Source organism: Thermostichus vulcanus str. 'Rupite', assembly GCF_022848905.1.
GTDB lineage: Bacteria > Cyanobacteriota > Cyanobacteriia > Thermostichales > Thermostichaceae > Thermostichus > Thermostichus vulcanus_A.
Window position 1 is genome coordinate 1 of the sequence record NZ_JAFIRA010000029.1, and the last position, 16,303, is coordinate 16,303.

13 protein-coding genes are annotated in these 16,303 nt (G+C 54.9%); 8 read left to right on the forward strand and 5 right to left on the reverse strand.

The genetic code is table 11. The features are described 5' to 3' along the window. Nucleotides 1–230: 230 nt before the first annotated feature. The gene (locus JX360_RS11155; protein ID WP_244350834.1) at nucleotides 231–641 is read left to right on the forward strand and encodes a KGK domain-containing protein; all 411 of its coding nucleotides are present in this window, start codon (nucleotides 231–233) and stop codon (nucleotides 639–641) included. Between the two features lie 2 nt (nucleotides 642–643). Beyond that, nucleotides 644–898: an HNH endonuclease gene (locus JX360_RS17970; protein ID WP_244350835.1), complete on the forward strand. Its 255-nt coding sequence runs from the start codon at nucleotides 644–646 to the stop codon at nucleotides 896–898. A gap of 8 nt (nucleotides 899–906) precedes the next feature. Here JX360_RS17970 and ygfZ read toward each other — a convergent pair whose 3' ends face one another. Together ygfZ and JX360_RS11170 are read right to left on the reverse strand one after the other, a co-directional pair. Beyond that, nucleotides 907–1,899 (reverse strand): CAF17-like 4Fe-4S cluster assembly/insertion protein YgfZ, encoded by a 993-nt coding sequence (gene ygfZ / locus JX360_RS11165; RefSeq protein WP_244350836.1) that lies wholly within the window; start codon nucleotides 1,897–1,899, stop codon nucleotides 907–909. A gap of 106 nt (nucleotides 1,900–2,005) precedes the next feature. Then, entirely contained in the window at nucleotides 2,006–3,256 is a 1,251-nt protein-coding gene (locus tag JX360_RS11170) for an RNA-guided endonuclease TnpB family protein (protein ID WP_244350837.1), read from the reverse strand. Nucleotides 3,257–3,482: 226 nt separating this feature from the next. Between JX360_RS11170 and JX360_RS11175 the strand changes: the two genes are divergently transcribed. From JX360_RS11175 to JX360_RS11185, 3 genes are all read left to right on the forward strand, one after another. Beyond that, complete coding sequence (locus tag JX360_RS11175; protein ID WP_244350838.1) at nucleotides 3,483–5,087, forward strand: helicase C-terminal domain-containing protein; 1,605 nt, start codon at nucleotides 3,483–3,485, stop codon at nucleotides 5,085–5,087. 138 nt (nucleotides 5,088–5,225) lie between these two features. Next, complete coding sequence (locus tag JX360_RS11180) at nucleotides 5,226–5,564, forward strand: hypothetical protein (protein ID WP_244350839.1); 339 nt, start codon at nucleotides 5,226–5,228, stop codon at nucleotides 5,562–5,564. A gap of 81 nt (nucleotides 5,565–5,645) precedes the next feature. Further along, nucleotides 5,646–5,840, forward strand: a complete 195-nt coding sequence (locus tag JX360_RS11185) for a hypothetical protein (protein WP_244350841.1) — start codon at nucleotides 5,646–5,648, stop codon at nucleotides 5,838–5,840. A gap of 52 nt (nucleotides 5,841–5,892) precedes the next feature. On the opposite strand, the gene JX360_RS17740 is transcribed toward JX360_RS11185, so the two are convergent. Both JX360_RS17740 and JX360_RS11195 read right to left on the reverse strand, forming a co-directional pair. Next, complete coding sequence (locus JX360_RS17740; protein ID WP_244350843.1) at nucleotides 5,893–6,855, reverse strand: AEC family transporter; 963 nt, start codon at nucleotides 6,853–6,855, stop codon at nucleotides 5,893–5,895. 64 nt (nucleotides 6,856–6,919) lie between these two features. After that, the gene (locus tag JX360_RS11195) at nucleotides 6,920–8,176 is read right to left on the reverse strand and encodes a 4-hydroxy-3-methylbut-2-enyl diphosphate reductase (protein ID WP_244350845.1); all 1,257 of its coding nucleotides are present in this window, start codon (nucleotides 8,174–8,176) and stop codon (nucleotides 6,920–6,922) included. Nucleotides 8,177–8,800: 624 nt separating this feature from the next. Between JX360_RS11195 and ruvB the strand changes: the two genes are divergently transcribed. Further along, on the forward strand, nucleotides 8,801–9,979 hold the full coding sequence (ruvB, locus tag JX360_RS11200) for a Holliday junction branch migration DNA helicase RuvB (protein WP_244350847.1): 1,179 nt from the start codon (nucleotides 8,801–8,803) through the stop codon (nucleotides 9,977–9,979). Nucleotides 9,980–10,085: 106 nt separating this feature from the next. Here ruvB and JX360_RS11205 read toward each other — a convergent pair whose 3' ends face one another. Next, entirely contained in the window at nucleotides 10,086–12,779 is a 2,694-nt protein-coding gene (locus JX360_RS11205) for a phycobilisome rod-core linker polypeptide (RefSeq protein WP_244350849.1), read from the reverse strand. 229 nt (nucleotides 12,780–13,008) lie between these two features. On the opposite strand from JX360_RS11205, the gene JX360_RS11210 reads away from it, so the two are divergent. After that, nucleotides 13,009–15,177 (forward strand): glycosyltransferase 61 family protein, encoded by a 2,169-nt coding sequence (locus JX360_RS11210; RefSeq protein ID WP_244350851.1) that lies wholly within the window; start codon nucleotides 13,009–13,011, stop codon nucleotides 15,175–15,177. A gap of 211 nt (nucleotides 15,178–15,388) precedes the next feature. Then, entirely contained in the window at nucleotides 15,389–16,144 is a 756-nt protein-coding gene (locus JX360_RS11215) for a hypothetical protein (protein WP_244350854.1), read from the forward strand. Nucleotides 16,145–16,303: the final 159 nt, after the last annotated feature.

Below are 16,303 nucleotides of genomic sequence, written 5' to 3' on the forward strand. Positions count from 1 at the left end.
AGCGTTCACGGTTTTGAGTGGTATCTAAGCTTAGAACGCTGGCTCCCCCTTCATCTCTTCAATCTCCAAAACTACCGCACAGCAAGGCACCCAGCTATCTGTAAGCAGCTTTTGTCAGTCAATCAGGTTTGAACCTGATCCCCCTCTTGGAAAAGTTTCAGGTTCTTTGGATTCCCCTCTCGATGACTTGCGAAATGAGTAGTTTCCCAATTTTATGTGGAGCATAAATCATGTTAGATATATCCTTCGATTTAAACAAAATAGGGAATGGTGTTATTGCTTTTGATCAGGAAACATATATGATCTCTCGGATTGATGATGCAATTCAATCGTATTTCAGAAGATATGATCATATGGGATATGAGTTAGATAACTACTTTGCCAACACAAAGAAGATCAGAACAAATGTCTCTCATCAGGATAAGCCCAACTGGTTTAATCAGAAAGGGATCCCTTGCTCTGTCCTTGCACCAGAAACTAACGGTTGGCAGACTGGGCGAGTGAAAGTAAAACTGCAAGTGACGCTTGAGTTTTACCCAGACAATCCAGAATCATTCATGGAAATTCCTGCAGAGAAAGATGAGTTGCATTTAGAGAATGGATCGCCTTTGGATGATCTACGTGTCATGGAAGAACAGTGAGAATGAAAGAAAAATATGGTGGGCAGAGAATCCTCATCCCTGCTGTTGTGAGAGAATATATCTTGCAAAGAGATGGGTTTCGCTGCTTGAGTTGCGGGAAAACTGCTTCCCAAGCAAAACTTCAGATTGATCACATTGTTCCCATCGCTCATGGGGGGAGCAATGATATCAGCAACCTACAAACCCTTTGTCGGGACTGTAACTTAAGGAAGAAAGACCGCCTGGATCCTCGATTTCGCCAACACTTTCGACTTTAATTTTGATCCTAAAGCGAGGGCGGATAAGTCAAAAACGGCATTGGGACTAAAGTCCCATGCACCAGTCCAACCTGAACTTCTAGGCCCTCTTTGGGTTCAAACTTCGTGCGAATGTATCCCAAGCCTATGTAGCCTTTTGAAGTTAAACCTACACTGGTCAAAGAGCCAATTTTATCCTCTCCATGCCAGATTTCTGACCCAGGTTCAGCTGTGCCACGCAAATGGATGCCCCAAAGAGTTTGTCGAATCCGCTTATAGGTGACTTGTTTAGCCAACACTTCCTGGCCAATGTAGCAACCTTTCGAGAGAGAAATGGCCCGCCAAAGTCCAGCCTCCAGGGGGTTGTAATCGGCGGTGAGCTCTCGGTCTGCGGCTGGGCGACCCGCTTCAAGGCGTAATTGTTCCCATTGCTCAGCTCCCCCGAGTTCCGCCCCAGCTTGCAGCAAACACTCTTGAAGGGGTGCTTTCCCGCTCAGCTCACCCCAAAGCCTAAAGCCCTGCTGTGTTAGGCCCGTCCCGCAAGCCAGGTGAACCCGGATCCCCTCGAGCTCCACCTGTCGGTGTTCATATTGTTCATTCGGGATTTGCTCCGAACCCATTAACCCTTGCAGTACCGACTTACTTTCGCTGCCCAGCAACACAAATCCAAAGGTCTGTTCCGTCTCGTCTGATAGCTGTGCTCCCCTGACGAACGGTAACATCCGCCCCAAGCTTTGAATAAGCGGGCTGCGTCGCTGCGGGGAAGTCCAGACCCAGCAGTTCTCTTCTCCTACATACACCGTGGTCAAATCCAGGATCCCTGCCGTGGGAGTGACAAAGACAGTCTCTGCTCCCTGTCCGGGTTTGAGGGCCTTGAGATCTTGCGTGCTTTGGTTGTGCAGGTACTCTAACCCAGGGGATCCCTTCATGTGCAGGCGACCCCAATCCGAATGGTCAAACAGCAGGGATCCAGTCCAATCCTCTCTTAGCTGTGCAGTGGGTGCTCCAGAAAGCCGAGACATGACTCACCCCAAATCCACATGGATCAGTATCGTTCTCTTTCATTCTCACCATTTCATCATTGATTAATTGACACTCCCCCGGTTAGAAACCGGGGGATTCTCCCTTCTAGCTCCCCACAGCTTGAAGCTGTGAGGGATTCATAGCACTCCGTGCCGTGCAGAGCACGAGGGAGTTCAGGGGATTGCCAACTACCCCATCCCCTGAGCCGACCCTACCTATTACGGGCAGGGCTTCTTTTAGACTCAAAGGACACGAAAACCCGTCCCACTGGGCAATGTTCATGACGCTCCGCGTCTTGCGTAGCAAGATTGCGGCATTCCAGTCGGCATCACAGCAATACCCGTCCTGCCCGGTGAACAAATGCCCACTCCTTTTCCCAATGGCCTCCGGCCCTGCGGAGCAGATCAATCCTGTCCTGTGGTCGGTTTTGGATGTGTAGGCAGCCGGACGTTTATGCAGCGTCCTGCCCGCCATTTCCAGCTTGTAGGCAACCTTCCACTCCAGGTCGTAGTACGACCAGGTATGGCGCGATTTCCCGGCATCCGAACGCGCCTTCTGGCTCTGTCTGGATTGGCGGATACCCGAGAGGTCTTCCATCCACACATCCGCATTTACCGCATTGGCAAACCGCACAATGCGACGGCTAACGGTGTGGTTGACCGCCCTCATCCAACGGGCTTCTTTGCGCTCCAGTCGCTTGAGTGCTCGGTATTTACCCGCCTGTTGCAACTGGGCACGACGCTTCTGGAAACGACGACGACGGTGAGCTACCTCTCCACCCCCAAAAAACACCGCCCGACCCCAGCGGGTGGCCGCCACTGCCAAACGGTTCTGCCCCCGGTCAACACCTAACCGTTCCGTACTCTTCACTTCGGGAACTTCCCAAGTGATAGACAGAACGGCATACCAAACCCCACGTATTTGCATCAGTTTTAGAGTCCCTCGCTCACAGTCCCGCTCAGCTAAAAGACGTTCGAGACGTTCAGCATAGTAGGAACTGCCAACCTCAAGGGGAACCCGCTTGTCACCCTGAATTGTGGGAAAACTCACTGAGTAGGTGCTACCTACTTTGTGCAGCTTCCAGTTTTGGTTGTTGACCTCTGGCCAGAACACTTTGAAGTGTTTGACCCGCTGGCCGGCTTTCCCCTTCAGGACACGAATCACCTGGTTGGAGAGGGCCGACTTGAGTGGGGTTACCACTTTGGCGGTTGTCAATGCTTTTCGTTCCTTTGGACTGATGCGGAGCAGTTCGTTTGCCAGCTCGGTTGTCGCACAAACCGTCTGGTTAAACATCTCTGCTTTGACCACATTGAGGTCAAGAAACTTGAGCTTGAGTGTGGTGGTGACCCGTTTCATGGGGACTATTGTATGTACTATTTCTGTTGCTGAATAAATTCAGTCTGTGCGCTTATATCCCCCGGTTAGAAACCGGGGGCTTTACGCTGCTCTTCGTAAGCAGACTCCTGCTGGGGTCTAGCAGGTCATCAGTTAAGTCTTACTTCCGAAAGCTTTGTAGCCACTGCTTAACCTAGAATAGGCTAGTTCACTCCGTTGCCTGTGGCAGATCCCTAGCGCACCTACCGTGATCGAGGTTGAAGTCCATCAACAGTTGCGGCAGCTTTTGCGGCAATCTCCTGAAGCCCTGTGGCCTCATCAATTGACGATGGCTCGTATGGTGGCGCGGGGGTTGCGGCTGGGTCGTAGCGCCTTGATTCAGGTGCCCAGCGGCGGCCAACATCGTCTGAGCTATTTGCTCCCGGCTTTGATGTGGCCCACTGCCACCCTCCTTTGTGCCACAGCCTCCGTGCAGGCTCAAATCCTTGGGGAAGAAATTCCCTGGCTACAACACACGTTGCAACTGCACAAACCGGTTTTACAGAAAGACCATTGGCCAGCCCCCGATTTTCAGGGGTTGCTGTTGGTGGATCCCTTGGATTGGCTGCGAGCGCGCCTGTACCCAACCTCCTCCGGTCGCGTTAGCGGGACAGACTCCTGGGTGCCGACCGGGATCCCTTTGATTATCGATGGGGCAGAAGATCTGGAAGATTGGGCCTACCAAGCTTTGACAGTCACCCTTCAAGCAACCGATTGGCAACAACTCCGACAAATCTTCCCTGCGCAGGCTGAACGGATCTCTCAAGTACAGGTGAGCTTGGCTCTGCAACTGTTGCGGCGACCCCTTTCCCGGTGCTTGTTGCAAGCGGATGAACTGGCCCACTTAGAACAGGTGCTGTCTTTAATCGGACATTACTCGGGTTGGTTGCCGGATCCCTGGGAACACCTTCGCCAACGGAGCCCTAGCGCACTGGAACAACGTTGGGTGTGGTGGGCCGAAGTGGATCGCGAAACCGGTAGCTTTACCCTCCACAACAGCCCATCTGCTCTTCAGGAGTGGCTGGCTTCTATCTGGGCAACTCAGCCAGTGGTGATCATTGGAGAAGCCCTGGATTTGGATCGCCAAGCCCAAACCTACCGGCAACGCCTGGGATTGCCGGATCTCACCCCTTTGCGGTTCCTGTCTGGAGAGGGATGGTCTCGTTCTAACCCTACTGTAGCTGCTACCAACGCTCCTTGTGTGGAGTTGGAATCTTTACAAGGCTTTTCCCTCTATTTGCCCCGCCTGCCTCTACCCAACAGCCCACTCTTCCAACATCATCTGCTACAAGAACTCAAGCACTTGGTTGCTCAGGCAAAGGGGTTTGTTGTGGTGCTGGTCTCGGATCAACCTCTACAAGCCCAGGTGGGTACTGCTTTGGCAGCAGAGTTTGGCTCGCGGGTACGGGTCAATAGTGTGTTGCCTGATGCTCGCGTCAGCGGGACGGAGTCCTGGCATGGCATTTTGGTGTGTGACTGGCACCACTGGCTACAACACAAGGCCAGCCTTCCCTGCCCGGTTCTGTTGGCGATTGCCACCTTACCGTTCCCGTCTGTGGAAGATCCGAGAGTGGCAGGGCGAGTTCAGCACATGCAGCGTACTCAGCAGGATTGGTTTCGTCAGTACCTTTTGCCAGTGGCTGCTGCCCAACTGCAACGTGCTGTTGCTCCCTTGCGTCAGGGCTCTGAATCAAGTTTGGTGGCCATTCTGGATAGCCGCATCATTGCCCGTAGCTATGGGGCATCCCTTCTCAATGCTTTAGGGCCAAGTTTACGGGTTGAGCAGCGCAGTCAATGGTTCGTCTCCCTCTAGGGATCCCAGTTTTTGTTTCCTGACGAAGCTTTGGTCGTCCCCAAGCAGGTATGTTATGGATGGTGACTGCAGAAAATTTGCCAAGAACCTGTCCTGTGAGATTTGATTCTATGAGTTTGATTCTATGAGGTTGAACCGATGACCGTTGAACGCTGGACAGATGCCATGCTGGACAAGCTGGGATCCGATGTGGCGGCTCTGCTGGAGGGGCAACGGTTAATTGTGCAAATCTACCAGCAGGAACACGATGCTCGTGTGGAGGATCGCCGCCGATTCAATGCTTTTATTGAGAGGCAGGAGCGACTCAACGAAGAACAGCAACGCATCAATCAGGAACAGCAACGTATCAATCAGGAACAGCAACGTATCAATCAAACGCTTCAACAAACGCTTCAACGACTGGAGATCTCGATAGCCCGCATTGAAGAGCATCTTCGCTTCAGCCGGGAAAATGGCCATCGCAACGGAGCGGAATAGCCAGAGTTTGTATCCTGGGCAGCCAAACCCGACTGGAATCCACGTTATTCTGAAAGTAGTTGATTTCTACTCTTCCTTGCCATGACAAGTCCTGCTCTCAGTTCTGATACGGCACTGTGTGTGCAAGCGGTTTGGAAGCCATTGCGTCAGGCGATTGTGGAAAGCTCTGGTTTTCAAGGATGGTTACAGGGACGCGAGTTGCCCAGCCAAGATGCTGAGCTGGATCAGCTGGTGCATCACTATCTTGAGCAGACCTTGTCTCACTTGGCCTATTGATCGGTAAAGATCTTTCTCTAAAGTAAGATCTCTCGGATCTTTTAGGGATCTTTTAGGATCCCCACAGCCCCAGCCAGAGGGGCAAAGTCAATAAAACCGCTAAATACCCCACCGCCAGAGCCGTCACAGTAACCTCCCGATCCAGGTCGTATTCTTCCGTGAGTACCAACGTGGCAATAGCGGGGGGCATACCGGACTGCAAAACCAGTACCAATTTGGCGAGTGGTGGATAAGAGGTGAAGGCTAAACCCACGCCCACCAGTAAAGGGACGAGCAATAGCTTAATACATAGGGCCACTCCGGCTGGACGAAAAGCTCCCCACTGTTTAACCTGTGCCAACCGCATCCCCAGCAGCAGCAAACTCAGGGGAATCATACCCCAAGCAAAAGCAGTAAGCCCCTGCGAGAGCCACCCCGGCAGCGGTTCACGCGCCAGCAGTAGGCCCATTCCAAAGGACCATAGGGCAGGGGTGCGCAGGATATGGATCCCGACTTGCCAGGCTTGGGTACAGGCGTTGCCGTAGCGGCTGGCCACCCAGACCCCAAACCCATAGGCCATAAGCAAGGTGCCCAACAGATCGTAAAACAATGCCCAGCCAAAGTAAGCTCTCCCTGCCACCGCCAAACAAATGGGGTAGCCCAAATAACCGGTATTCCCGAGGGTGGCTGCTAAATGGAAACTACCCTGCTGGGCACTGCTCCAGGAGATAAGAGCTGTCCGTGCTGCTCCTTCCCACCGCTGCTGTTGCCACCAGAGCCAAGTACTGGTCATTCCAAATCCCAGCCCCACCGACAGCCAGCAGATCAGGGGAGCAACCCAGATTTGTCCAGAGAGATCCACCCCCTGCATGAATCCGATGATACTGAGAGGTACCCCGACCCAAAACATGAACCGCCCCAGTGGATAGGGCCCTACCCAACGATCCCAGTGGGTGGGCATGCCTTTCTGGAGAAGGAACCCCAGCATTGTCCAGCCCAGCAACGGCAAGTAGACCTGAAAAAGGGTGGTGAACACGCAACAGTAGCCTCAAAGAGCGCATGGGATCCCGTCAGGGGTTTGGGATCCCATCAGGCAGGTGTCAGAAAGGGAGCTCCGAGGGTTCCCGTAGGGCAAAAATGCGCCGAATCACTTCTTCCACGACGCGATCCGGTGTAGAGGCTCCGGAGGTGATGCCAATTTGAACAGGCCCATTGGGCAGCCAACCTTCTGTAACCGTTATGTCTTGGTGCAGGGGCTTGTGACGGATGCGGTTACCAGGTTGGATACAGTCGGGGCCATCGATATGAAAAGAGGGCAACCCCTTTTCCAAAGCAATCTCTTGTAGGTGGGTGGTATTCGAAGAATTGAATCCACCAATCACCACCATGACATCCAAGGGATCCTCAATCAGCTCGAACATGGCATCCTGCCGTTCTTGGGTGGCGTTGCAGATGGTGTTGAAACTCATGAAGTGGTCATCCAACTGTTGCGGGCCATATTTACGCAGCATGGTGGTTTCAAACAGTTTGGCAATGGCGCGGGTTTCTCCTTCTAGCATGGTGGTTTGGTTGGCGATGCCGATCCGCTCTAGATCTTGATCCGGATCAAAGCCGGGAGAGGTGGCTTTGCTGAAACGCTGCTGAAAGTCTGCCGCATCTCCTCCTTCTAAAATGTAGCGAGCGACCCATTCTGCTTCTTCTAGGTTCAGCACCACCAGATATTTCTGGGCAAAGGAACTGGTGGCGAGGGTTTCTTCGTGATTGTATTTGCCGTGGATAACGGACGTGAATTGGGCCGCCCGATGCTTGTCCACTTGGTTCCAAACTCGGGAGACCCAAGGACAAGTGGTATCGACAATCTCATTCCCCTGTGACCGGAAAAACTCCATTTCCGACACACTCGCCCCAAAGGCTGGCCAAAGCACCACATCCTGCGGCTGAATTTGGGAAAAATCCTTTTTCCCATCCGGGCCTTTGCCGACAAAGCGGATCCCCATAGCCTCTAGGTGCTGATTGACTAGTGGATTGTGGATGATCTCATTGGTGATCCACAGTTGCCGATCCGGAAAGCGTCGCCGCGCCTCATAGGCATACTCCACAGCTCGTTCCACCCCCCAGCAGAAGCCAAAAGCCTTGGCCAGGCGAATGGTGATCTCTCCCTGTTGATAACGGTAAGACTGGGCGCGGATTTGCTCCACCAGCGGGCTTTTGTAAGTGGTTTGCAGATCCGATTGCACCTGATCCTTGTGTTCTTCAAACCCTTTGGCAAAGTAGGTAGCGGATCCCCGCAGGGCTTTGCGCAGTGCCCGTGGATCTTGTGGGGAGATTTCAGGAGAAGAGGGTTGGGAATGAGCCATTGTCACAACCGGTCAAGGGATCCTCTCTCAGCTTACGCCTACTCCTGAGCATTTGTGGTATCTACAAGGAAGCCTAGATCCTCAGAGGAACGGGATCCCGTCCTTTTCGCCTTCCAGGTTCGCACTACTCTGAAAAATAGCCTACAACCCTTTACACCAGGTGCACGCTAGCGCATCTGTCTCCGACAGGCTTTGCTAATGCCTCTTGTCCTACGCACGACCCGGAGGGTCACAGCGGCCCCAACACCAGTCACCTAGCACGGGGTCAATCCCCTTCGCGACAGCAGTGCGGAGCACTCTAGCCCTTTTGAAAGGGGTTAGGGACACCACCGCTTTGTAGTAAACCCGCGTTACTTTTGGGGTGGCGCAGCCTGCCGTAGACATTGTTGCTACGCAACGCTAATGCTACGCGACACGCGACTGCAGAGCATGAAAGAGCTGTATCTAGATTCAGAAGCTGTTTCTAAACTAACTTGCGGGTAGAGCGAGTTCGTCGATTGCCAGGAGTTTTTGCACAGGTAATATCCACTTCACTCTTTTTTAGCAGCTTCTAAGATTCAGAGTTAGAGTATGGCAACCGCCTCAGGTATTGGGGCCGTTTTCGGTTGGGTTGGTGAAGGGACTATGGCCATCATTTCCTCACGAGATGCTGATCACCCGCAACAGGGCACGCAACCAAGGAAGGTTCGTAAGGAATCTAAAGAACCTTTAGAGGCCACCCCAGACTCTCAACCCCAAAACCTCGCTGCCCCGGATCCCTTGCTCCTGAGGGTGGAAAATGCCCCCAAAACTGGTGAAGACTTGCTCCAGCCTCAAGCCCACCCCGCCGAAGGGCAAGAGGAATCTCTCCGTCCCCGCACTCTTGCGGAGTACATTGGCCAAACGGAACTCAAGGAAGTGCTGGCCATCGTGATCGCAGCGGCCCGGTCTCGCCAAGAGCCATTGGATCACCTGTTGTTCTACGGCCCACCCGGCTTGGGCAAAACCACCGTGGCGGCAGCTTTGGCGGCTGAAATGGGATCCCAGTTTTACATGACCACAGCCCCAGCCCTAGAAAGCCCACGGGACATTGCCGGGTATTTGGTACGCCTGAAGCGGGGGGATGTGCTCTTTATCGACGAGATCCACCGCCTGCCCAAAGTCACGGAAGAATTGCTCTATCCGGCCATGGAAGATTTTCGCCTCGATATCACCATTGGCAAGGGTCGCTCTGCCCGCATGACCTCTCTACCCTTGGAACGATTTACCCTGGTGGGGGCCACCACCCGCGTTGGGGCGCTCACGTCTCCGTTGCGGGATCGCTTTGGCCAGGTGCAGCGGCTACGCTTTTACGAACCTGACGAATTGGTGCAGATCGTGATGCGCACGGCTCGCCTCTTGAATACCTCTATCGATCCCGAGGGGGCGGCTGAGATTGCCCAACGTTCCCGAGGCACACCCCGTATTGCCAACCGCCTGTTCAAACGGGTGCGAGATTATGCCCAGGTGCGGGGGGATGGCCACATTAGCCAAGCGGTTGCCGCCGCTGCCCTGGAATTGTTCCATGTGGATCCGATGGGGCTGGATTGGACGGATCGCAAATTGTTGACCATGTTGGTGGAGCAGTTTGGGGGGGGGCCTGTCGGCCTGGATACGATGGCGGCGGTCACGGGTGAGGATCCCCAGACGATCGAGGAAGTCTACGAGCCTTACCTGTTGCAAATTGGATATCTGCAGCGCACCGCCCGTGGTCGGGTGATCACTCCTGCGGCTCTGCGGCATCTGGGTTACGAGGCTCAGTCGCCTTTACCCCTGTGGAGTTGAAGAACGGGATCCCTTTTCCCCGTCAAGAAACCCCCGGATCCCAGTGTGGAATCAGGGGGCTGGATGAATCCAGTGATGAATTCAGTTCAGCAAGCTAAGCAATGCCCTAGCTGCGATCATTGCCCACCGGGCTGAAGCTGGGCACCACCAGCTCTTTGTTTTGCTTGGTCAGGCGACCGTACAGATCTTGTGTGTTGGGGAAATTGGCGGCTGGCAAGGTGGGGAAGCGGCGATAGGGCACCACATCCTCATTGAAGACATCCCGATACTCTTGGGTGTTCAACAGGGCGCGCACAAAGGCTTTTACCCCTTGGGTGGCCAGGATCTGGTTGTACTTGCGGATCTCCTGCTGATTCAGTGGTGCACGCCCCAAGAAGTGCTTGGTGCCCAACTCGATCACCTTGGTATTCGGGTGGGGAGCATAGAATTCTGAGCGATACAGTTCCGAACACCCCAGCGCCTCGATGAACTCCTTGACGGTGATCTCCCCATTGCGCAACTTGGATTCGGCCACACTCAGCTCGGAACTGATGCTGTAAATGTCCATATCCCGCTCAAACACCTGCCGGTAAGCAGCGCGGATCAGGTTGTTCACTTCCGCCTTATTGGCGAGGCTGGTGAGCTTGAAGATCGGGGTTTCTTGGCGCACCTTTGGTACCCCCTGCTGCACTCGCCGCTGAATCTCCAACTCTCCCGAAGGCAGGTCTTGCGGCTGCCCCAACTTGACAAACAACGGGATATCGTCGTCGGTACGGATCGGCTTCGTTGCCGCCATATCGCTGGAACCGGGCCGCATCCGCCGCAGAGAAAGACCCCCAGGGGTGAGGTAGCGCTCGTAGGGCACTGTATCTTCCCCAAAGGCTTGCCGATATTCTTCACTGTCCAAGATCGTATCTACCACGGCATAGAACCCTTTCTTGGAGGCAATATCGAAGAGGGGGTTCATTTCCTGCCGCCCGTAGGTGGGCCGACCCAGCAGTTTGCGGTGGATAAACTCGATGGCTTTGCAGACGTAGAGGCTCGACCAGTACTTGTTGCGGAACAGATCCGATTTGGCCAGTTGGCGAATAAACTCCTTAACCGTGATCTCGCCGGATTCCAGCTTGATCTCCCAGCGGGTCAGCCGCTGCCCTTCGTAGGGCACATAACCGTACACCTGCTGATAACAGGCCCGAATCACCGCTTGGGTGGATCCCTCGCTGCCCGTTGCCCCAGAGCGGGCCCCAATTTTGCTGCTGCGGTTGATGGGGGTTTGGGTGAGTTTGAAGATCTTGGCCCCCAGGCTGCTGGGAATCGGGGCGGTGTTGGGGGTGGTGCGCTCGTTGGCTAGGGCAAAACCGCGCCGGATCAAGATGCGCTTGACATCTTTGTTGAACAGCGCTGGGCGAGTACTGGGGGAGCGAGTTTCTTTCGGGAAGATAGCCCCAAATTGGATCTCCAGTGGATCATTGCCAGAACCATACACGTGCTGATCCGGTAGAGGCCGATTGTAGCGGGCAAAGAGGGTGATGAATTGGGGCACTTTGCGCCGGGGAGCCGCGTAGTTGTAAAGGTCGAATTTGGCTCCCCAGTTGGCACTGGTTTGGGCTTCCACCCCCAGTTTGCGCAGGTAGGGTACAGTTTCTTCGCCGAAGTAGTCACCATATTCGCGGCTATCCACCAAGGCATCCACCAATCCGGCTAAGCCTTTGGTCGAGATGATTGAGAAGTAGGTCTGCACTTCCTCACGGGTTTCAGGAGCCCGCCCCAAGAAATGGCGGAAGGCTAGCTCCACCACTCGGCTGTTAATGAACGGTTCGTAGAATTGCTTGCGGTACAGCTCCGATTTCCCCAGGCGACGGATGAACTCCTTCATGGAGATCTCGCCGTTTTTCACCTTGGATTCCAGATCAGAAACCTTGAGGCTGTAGGCCCGCCGGATATCCCGCTCGAACACCTGGCGGTAAGCCGCTTTGATAACCTCTTCTTTCTCCGAATTGGAAAGCCCCGGCTTCATGGCGAATACCGGCACTTTCTCGGCAGCCAAGTTGTAAATCTGGGGCAGTTGTAGCCCTTGCAGACGGGTGCCATCGGCAGTGCTAGCGTTGCGTTGCCGCAGCTTGTCGGAAGGGCTAGGAGCAATGAACTCGCTGAGCAGAACATCGAAATATTGGTTGATAATGGCGATGGCAGCGGAATCCTTGCGGAAATAACCGGCGGAAGCCCGTTTCATCTCCTGAATGGCAACAATGGTAGCCTCCGCAGAACAGGCATTTTCGATAATCTCCCGCAAACCACGGGTGTTGACGGTGATGATGCTGGGATCCCCGGCGACTAGGGCATAGGTGACGTAGCGCAGGAACCAACTGATGTCCCTCAAGGATTTGCGCATATTGGCAGCGCCGTAGCGGGAGACGTTGATGGGACGAAAGTTAGGCGGAATTTCAACGCCACTGGCACTGAAAATGTTGCGAATAGCCTCGACAAAACCACCGGTAGATTCAACGTAGAAAGCGGTGCCCAGCTTGAAGCCTTCCTTCACATCCTCCACCACGTCCGGACGCTCTAGGTAGGCCATCGGCGACCCGCCGGTAAAAATGCGGTTGGCAGCACGACTGACAATAATTTCGGAGTTATCTGCAATCACCTGGGCGATTTCCAGCCGTTTCAGGCCATTGGAGAAAAAATCATCAAGACGATCCAGCTCGGTGCGCCCCAGATAGCGATCCTGCTGTTCCGCTTGGGAGATGGTCGATACGGGCACGGTTTGGTAAAGACGGGGGCGGGAGACGACTGTGCCACCTGATGCGTTGATACCCATCGATCTTTTAAACTCCGTTTTGATCGAAAAAATTTGCCAGCAAAGGCCGAGGACGATGTCCTGTGAAAAGGGGCTACCTTGCGATCCAACCCGAACCCCTCGCTAAGAAGGATGGAAGCCGGATCCCTGAAGGAGAAGCCAAGCCTAGAATACTAGGGTGATGCACCCAGAGTGGGAGGGTTGTTGCAGTTTGTAACACTGTTTCTCATCCTGAAGACATGGATAAGACATGGATCCCAGCCCAGCTCTCCTCTTCTCCCACCCAAAGCTTACTGTGATCCGTGTCGATTGGCGGCAAGGGGATTACGCACAGGTTGCCACCCACTTGCAGCAGCAAATTGAACAGGGATCCCTGACCGCTGAGCTTTACTGGTGCCTGGGCTCAGCCCAACAGTTTCTGGGCCAGGAACTGGCAGCGCAGCTAACTTGGCAGGAGGGGGTGGCCCTCCTGATGGAGAGGGGTGTGCCAGAGATTGAGGCTCTTCATCAGTGGTTGAGAACCCTGCAGGAGTTGGCGGAAGAGTTGTGGGAAAGTGGCCACTGGCCGCAGGCGGCCATGCTGTACCAGCAGTGTTTGGAGGGGGTCGATTCTGTGGAGGGGCTGGAGCGGGCTTTTCCCACGGCTTTGGCGGCTCACCGAATTGGTTTGACCCAAGAGCGACGGCGGCTGTGGTCATCAGCGGCGGCTTGGTTTGAACAGGCTTGTCAACGGGATCCGACGGCGGCGGAGAGCTTTCTACAGTGGGGGCTGAGCCTATTCAAGTTGGGCCGATTGAAAGAGGCGATCGGGCCGCTCCAACAAGCTGCTCAGCTGCGCCCGGACTGGGCTGAGCCTTGGGTGCAATTGGGCTTGATCTGGCTGGATTTACGGGATCCCCAGCAGGCTTTGCACTGTTTCCAGGCGGCTGAGGCGCGGGATGCCACCGCTCAAGGACTGCACAGCTATTGGGTAGAAGCCTGGGTGCAGTTGGATCAGCCCGAGGCAGCCTGGCAACAGTGGCGGCGGGCTGTTGCAGTGGAAAAAGACCGGCTACGGGCCTTGGGGGTTAGCCCTGATGGGCAGGGCCCTCTGGAGCTTGGGTTACCGATGGAAGGGGAGGCGGATGAGGTGGCCTGGCCGGCAATGTATGCTGCTTGGCGGCAACGCTTCGCCCCACCTTCGGCAGGATCCCCCATCCCGCAGGCAGGGACTTCTCTGCAAAGCAAGCCGTCCGTGTCTGATCTCTGGCCCGTACCGACTCAGGGCTATCTCACTACGAAGCACTGGCACCAAACCACGGGAGAAGGGAGCTACCAACCCCTGGATCCGGCAGGGAGCATGAGCTTGAGATCCCCTCCTGCTCGGGATCCCAACCTGCTGCCAAAGCTACGCCCGCAACGGATTCCTTTGCCAGAGACTTTTGTGGCTCAAATCCCCCAGGGATCCGTCCATGCGGGCCATTATCCCCGCCACTTGTACGCCAGCTTCGGCAGTGCTGTCTTGACCCGCCAAGGGGAGCTGCTCACGGATTTGTCTCTATGTTTGCCACCGCCGGAATTTCTCGACCAGGACTACTGGCCGGATCACCTGCAACACCACCCGATTTTGGATTTACCGCATCTCCCCCCGCCGATCCGGTTGGATGGCCCCGTAGCCCTGTTGCCTTTAGGAGCGGTTAACTACTTCCACTGGATGGTGGATATTTTGCCCGCCCTCGATATCCTGCGGCGAGCCGGGATCCTCAGCTCCCCCCTCCCCATCCTGATTCACGGCTATCAGGGCAAGCCTTTTCAACAGCAAACCTTGGCCACCTTGGGGATCCCGTCAGAACGCATTCTCAGTTTCGAGCCGTTGGGGGGATCCCATGTGCAAGCCCAAACCTTGATCGTGCCCTCCACCGCCGGGCCGGTGGGCTGTCTGACCCCTCAGAGTTTGCAGGTGCTACAACGGTTGGCCCAATTGGTTCAACCTAGCTTGTCCCACTCATACCCCCGCCGCATTTACATCAGTCGCCGTTCTGCCCGTTGGCGACGGGTGATTAACGAAGCGGAGGTGCTGGCTGCTCTGCAACCTTGGGGCTTTGTGTCGGTACAGCTGGAAACCCTCTCCCTGCCGGAGCAAATTGCCCTGATGCAGGGGGCAGAAGTAGTGATCGGGATCCATGGAGCGGGCCTGACCAATCTCGCCTTTTGTCGGCCCCAGACCCTCGTGATGGAGATCCTGCCCAGCAATGCCCTGCTGCCCTACTTTTGGACGATTGCGCAGGTGGCAGCGTTAAGGTACTTCCCGTTGGTGGCCCCCGTTTGTGACCCGGCCTTGGTGGCCCTGCTTGCCAGCCCCGAGCTGGATCGAGAAGATGCCTGGGTTCCCATTCCCAACTTGCTGGAGGTGTTGGAACGGGCAGGACTGGATCCCTAAGAGGAAGATAAATTAAGAGAACCTAGCGAAACGGTTTTGTCGGGCTTACTCTGGCTTGCCCGCTGCTATGGGGATAGACAGTTTTGGGTTGTATTGTAATCACAGGGGTAAAGCCAATCATCGGAGCTACCTCCCACGCTCACCCATCCGCGAGTATTCTAAGCCAGGATGTTAGAGAAGATATGTTCACTCAAGCTGGCTCCTACTGGGCATGGAGAAAGAAACTCTCGATAGCTTTTTGTCCATCCAAGGGGTAATGGGAGTGGCACTCCTGAGCCGTACAGGTCGCCCTTACTTCTATCGATCTTTTCAGGATTTGGATAGCCGCCAGCAGCAGGCCCTTGCCCAGGGCTTGTTTCAGGTCTTGGAAACCATGCCTCAGGGGTTTGACTATTTCGACTTCCAGTTTGCCGAGCAGCGGGTGTTTGTCTACCCCCTCAGCGCCGAATGGGTGTTGCTGGTGGCGGTCAATGACGACATAGTGATGCCCGTCTACAGCTTGGCCGTGCATCGCCTGCGTACAGAACTGCAGCGGGATACCCAAAAGGGTCTGGTCACCTTTCGCCTCTTCACCAGCCAACTGGAGACCAGCTCAAGCGCTACTCAGCCGACAACCTCTACCCTCCCCTCCGCCGCTTCTGGTACGCGCATGGAGATGGATACCTTTATGCGCTCCCTGAACCGTCTCTGTCAAATTACAACTGGCTATCTGGGTAAAGCGGTGATCGTCAACTACTGGAAAGCAGCACGGCAGGAGGTGCTACAACAACAGGGATCCGACGCGGAATGGTTGAACCAGTTTGAGATCGAGCGCAGTGGCCAGATTCGCTATAGCGGTACCCTCAAGGAATTGGACGAGACCCATCAGAAGGTACTGCGGGATTGGGTACTGGCGTTTTTCCATCGTTGTGAAGAGGTGATTCATGATTTTCGCAACCTGATCAAATCGGCTGAACTGCGCCTGTAGAAGGAACGATGAAATCCCTCTAGATACTGCCATTGGAGGACTCTGTCTAGTTTTTGGCTGACGAAAATACAAGCTAAGCTATGACCATGACCGACCCGGATCACGCTAGGTGCAGAAGGGATCCCTGCCTAGGGATTGCTCCTTTTGCCGCCGCAAACC

What these genes read in the sequence shown, in the direction of transcription:
- JX360_RS11155 (WP_244350834.1), top strand. Translation starts at nt 231, where the DNA reads ATGTTAGATATATCCTTCGATTTAAACAAAATAGGGAATGGTGTTATT.
- JX360_RS17970 (WP_244350835.1), top strand. Translation starts at nt 644, where the DNA reads ATGAAAGAAAAATATGGTGGGCAGAGAATCCTCATCCCTGCTGTTGTG.
- ygfZ (WP_244350836.1), bottom strand. Translation starts at nt 1,899, where the DNA reads ATGTCTCGGCTTTCTGGAGCACCCACTGCACAGCTAAGAGAGGATTGG.
- JX360_RS11170 (WP_244350837.1), bottom strand. Translation starts at nt 3,256, where the DNA reads ATGAAACGGGTCACCACCACACTCAAGCTCAAGTTTCTTGACCTCAAT.
- JX360_RS11180 (WP_244350839.1), top strand. Translation starts at nt 5,226, where the DNA reads ATGACCGTTGAACGCTGGACAGATGCCATGCTGGACAAGCTGGGATCC.
- JX360_RS11185 (WP_244350841.1), top strand. Translation starts at nt 5,646, where the DNA reads ATGACAAGTCCTGCTCTCAGTTCTGATACGGCACTGTGTGTGCAAGCG.
- JX360_RS11195 (WP_244350845.1), bottom strand. Translation starts at nt 8,176, where the DNA reads ATGGCTCATTCCCAACCCTCTTCTCCTGAAATCTCCCCACAAGATCCA.
- ruvB (WP_244350847.1), top strand. Translation starts at nt 8,801, where the DNA reads ATGGCCATCATTTCCTCACGAGATGCTGATCACCCGCAACAGGGCACG.
- JX360_RS11205 (WP_244350849.1), bottom strand. Translation starts at nt 12,779, where the DNA reads ATGGGTATCAACGCATCAGGTGGCACAGTCGTCTCCCGCCCCCGTCTT.
- JX360_RS11210 (WP_244350851.1), top strand. Translation starts at nt 13,009, where the DNA reads ATGGATCCCAGCCCAGCTCTCCTCTTCTCCCACCCAAAGCTTACTGTG.
- JX360_RS11215 (WP_244350854.1), top strand. Translation starts at nt 15,389, where the DNA reads ATGGAGAAAGAAACTCTCGATAGCTTTTTGTCCATCCAAGGGGTAATG.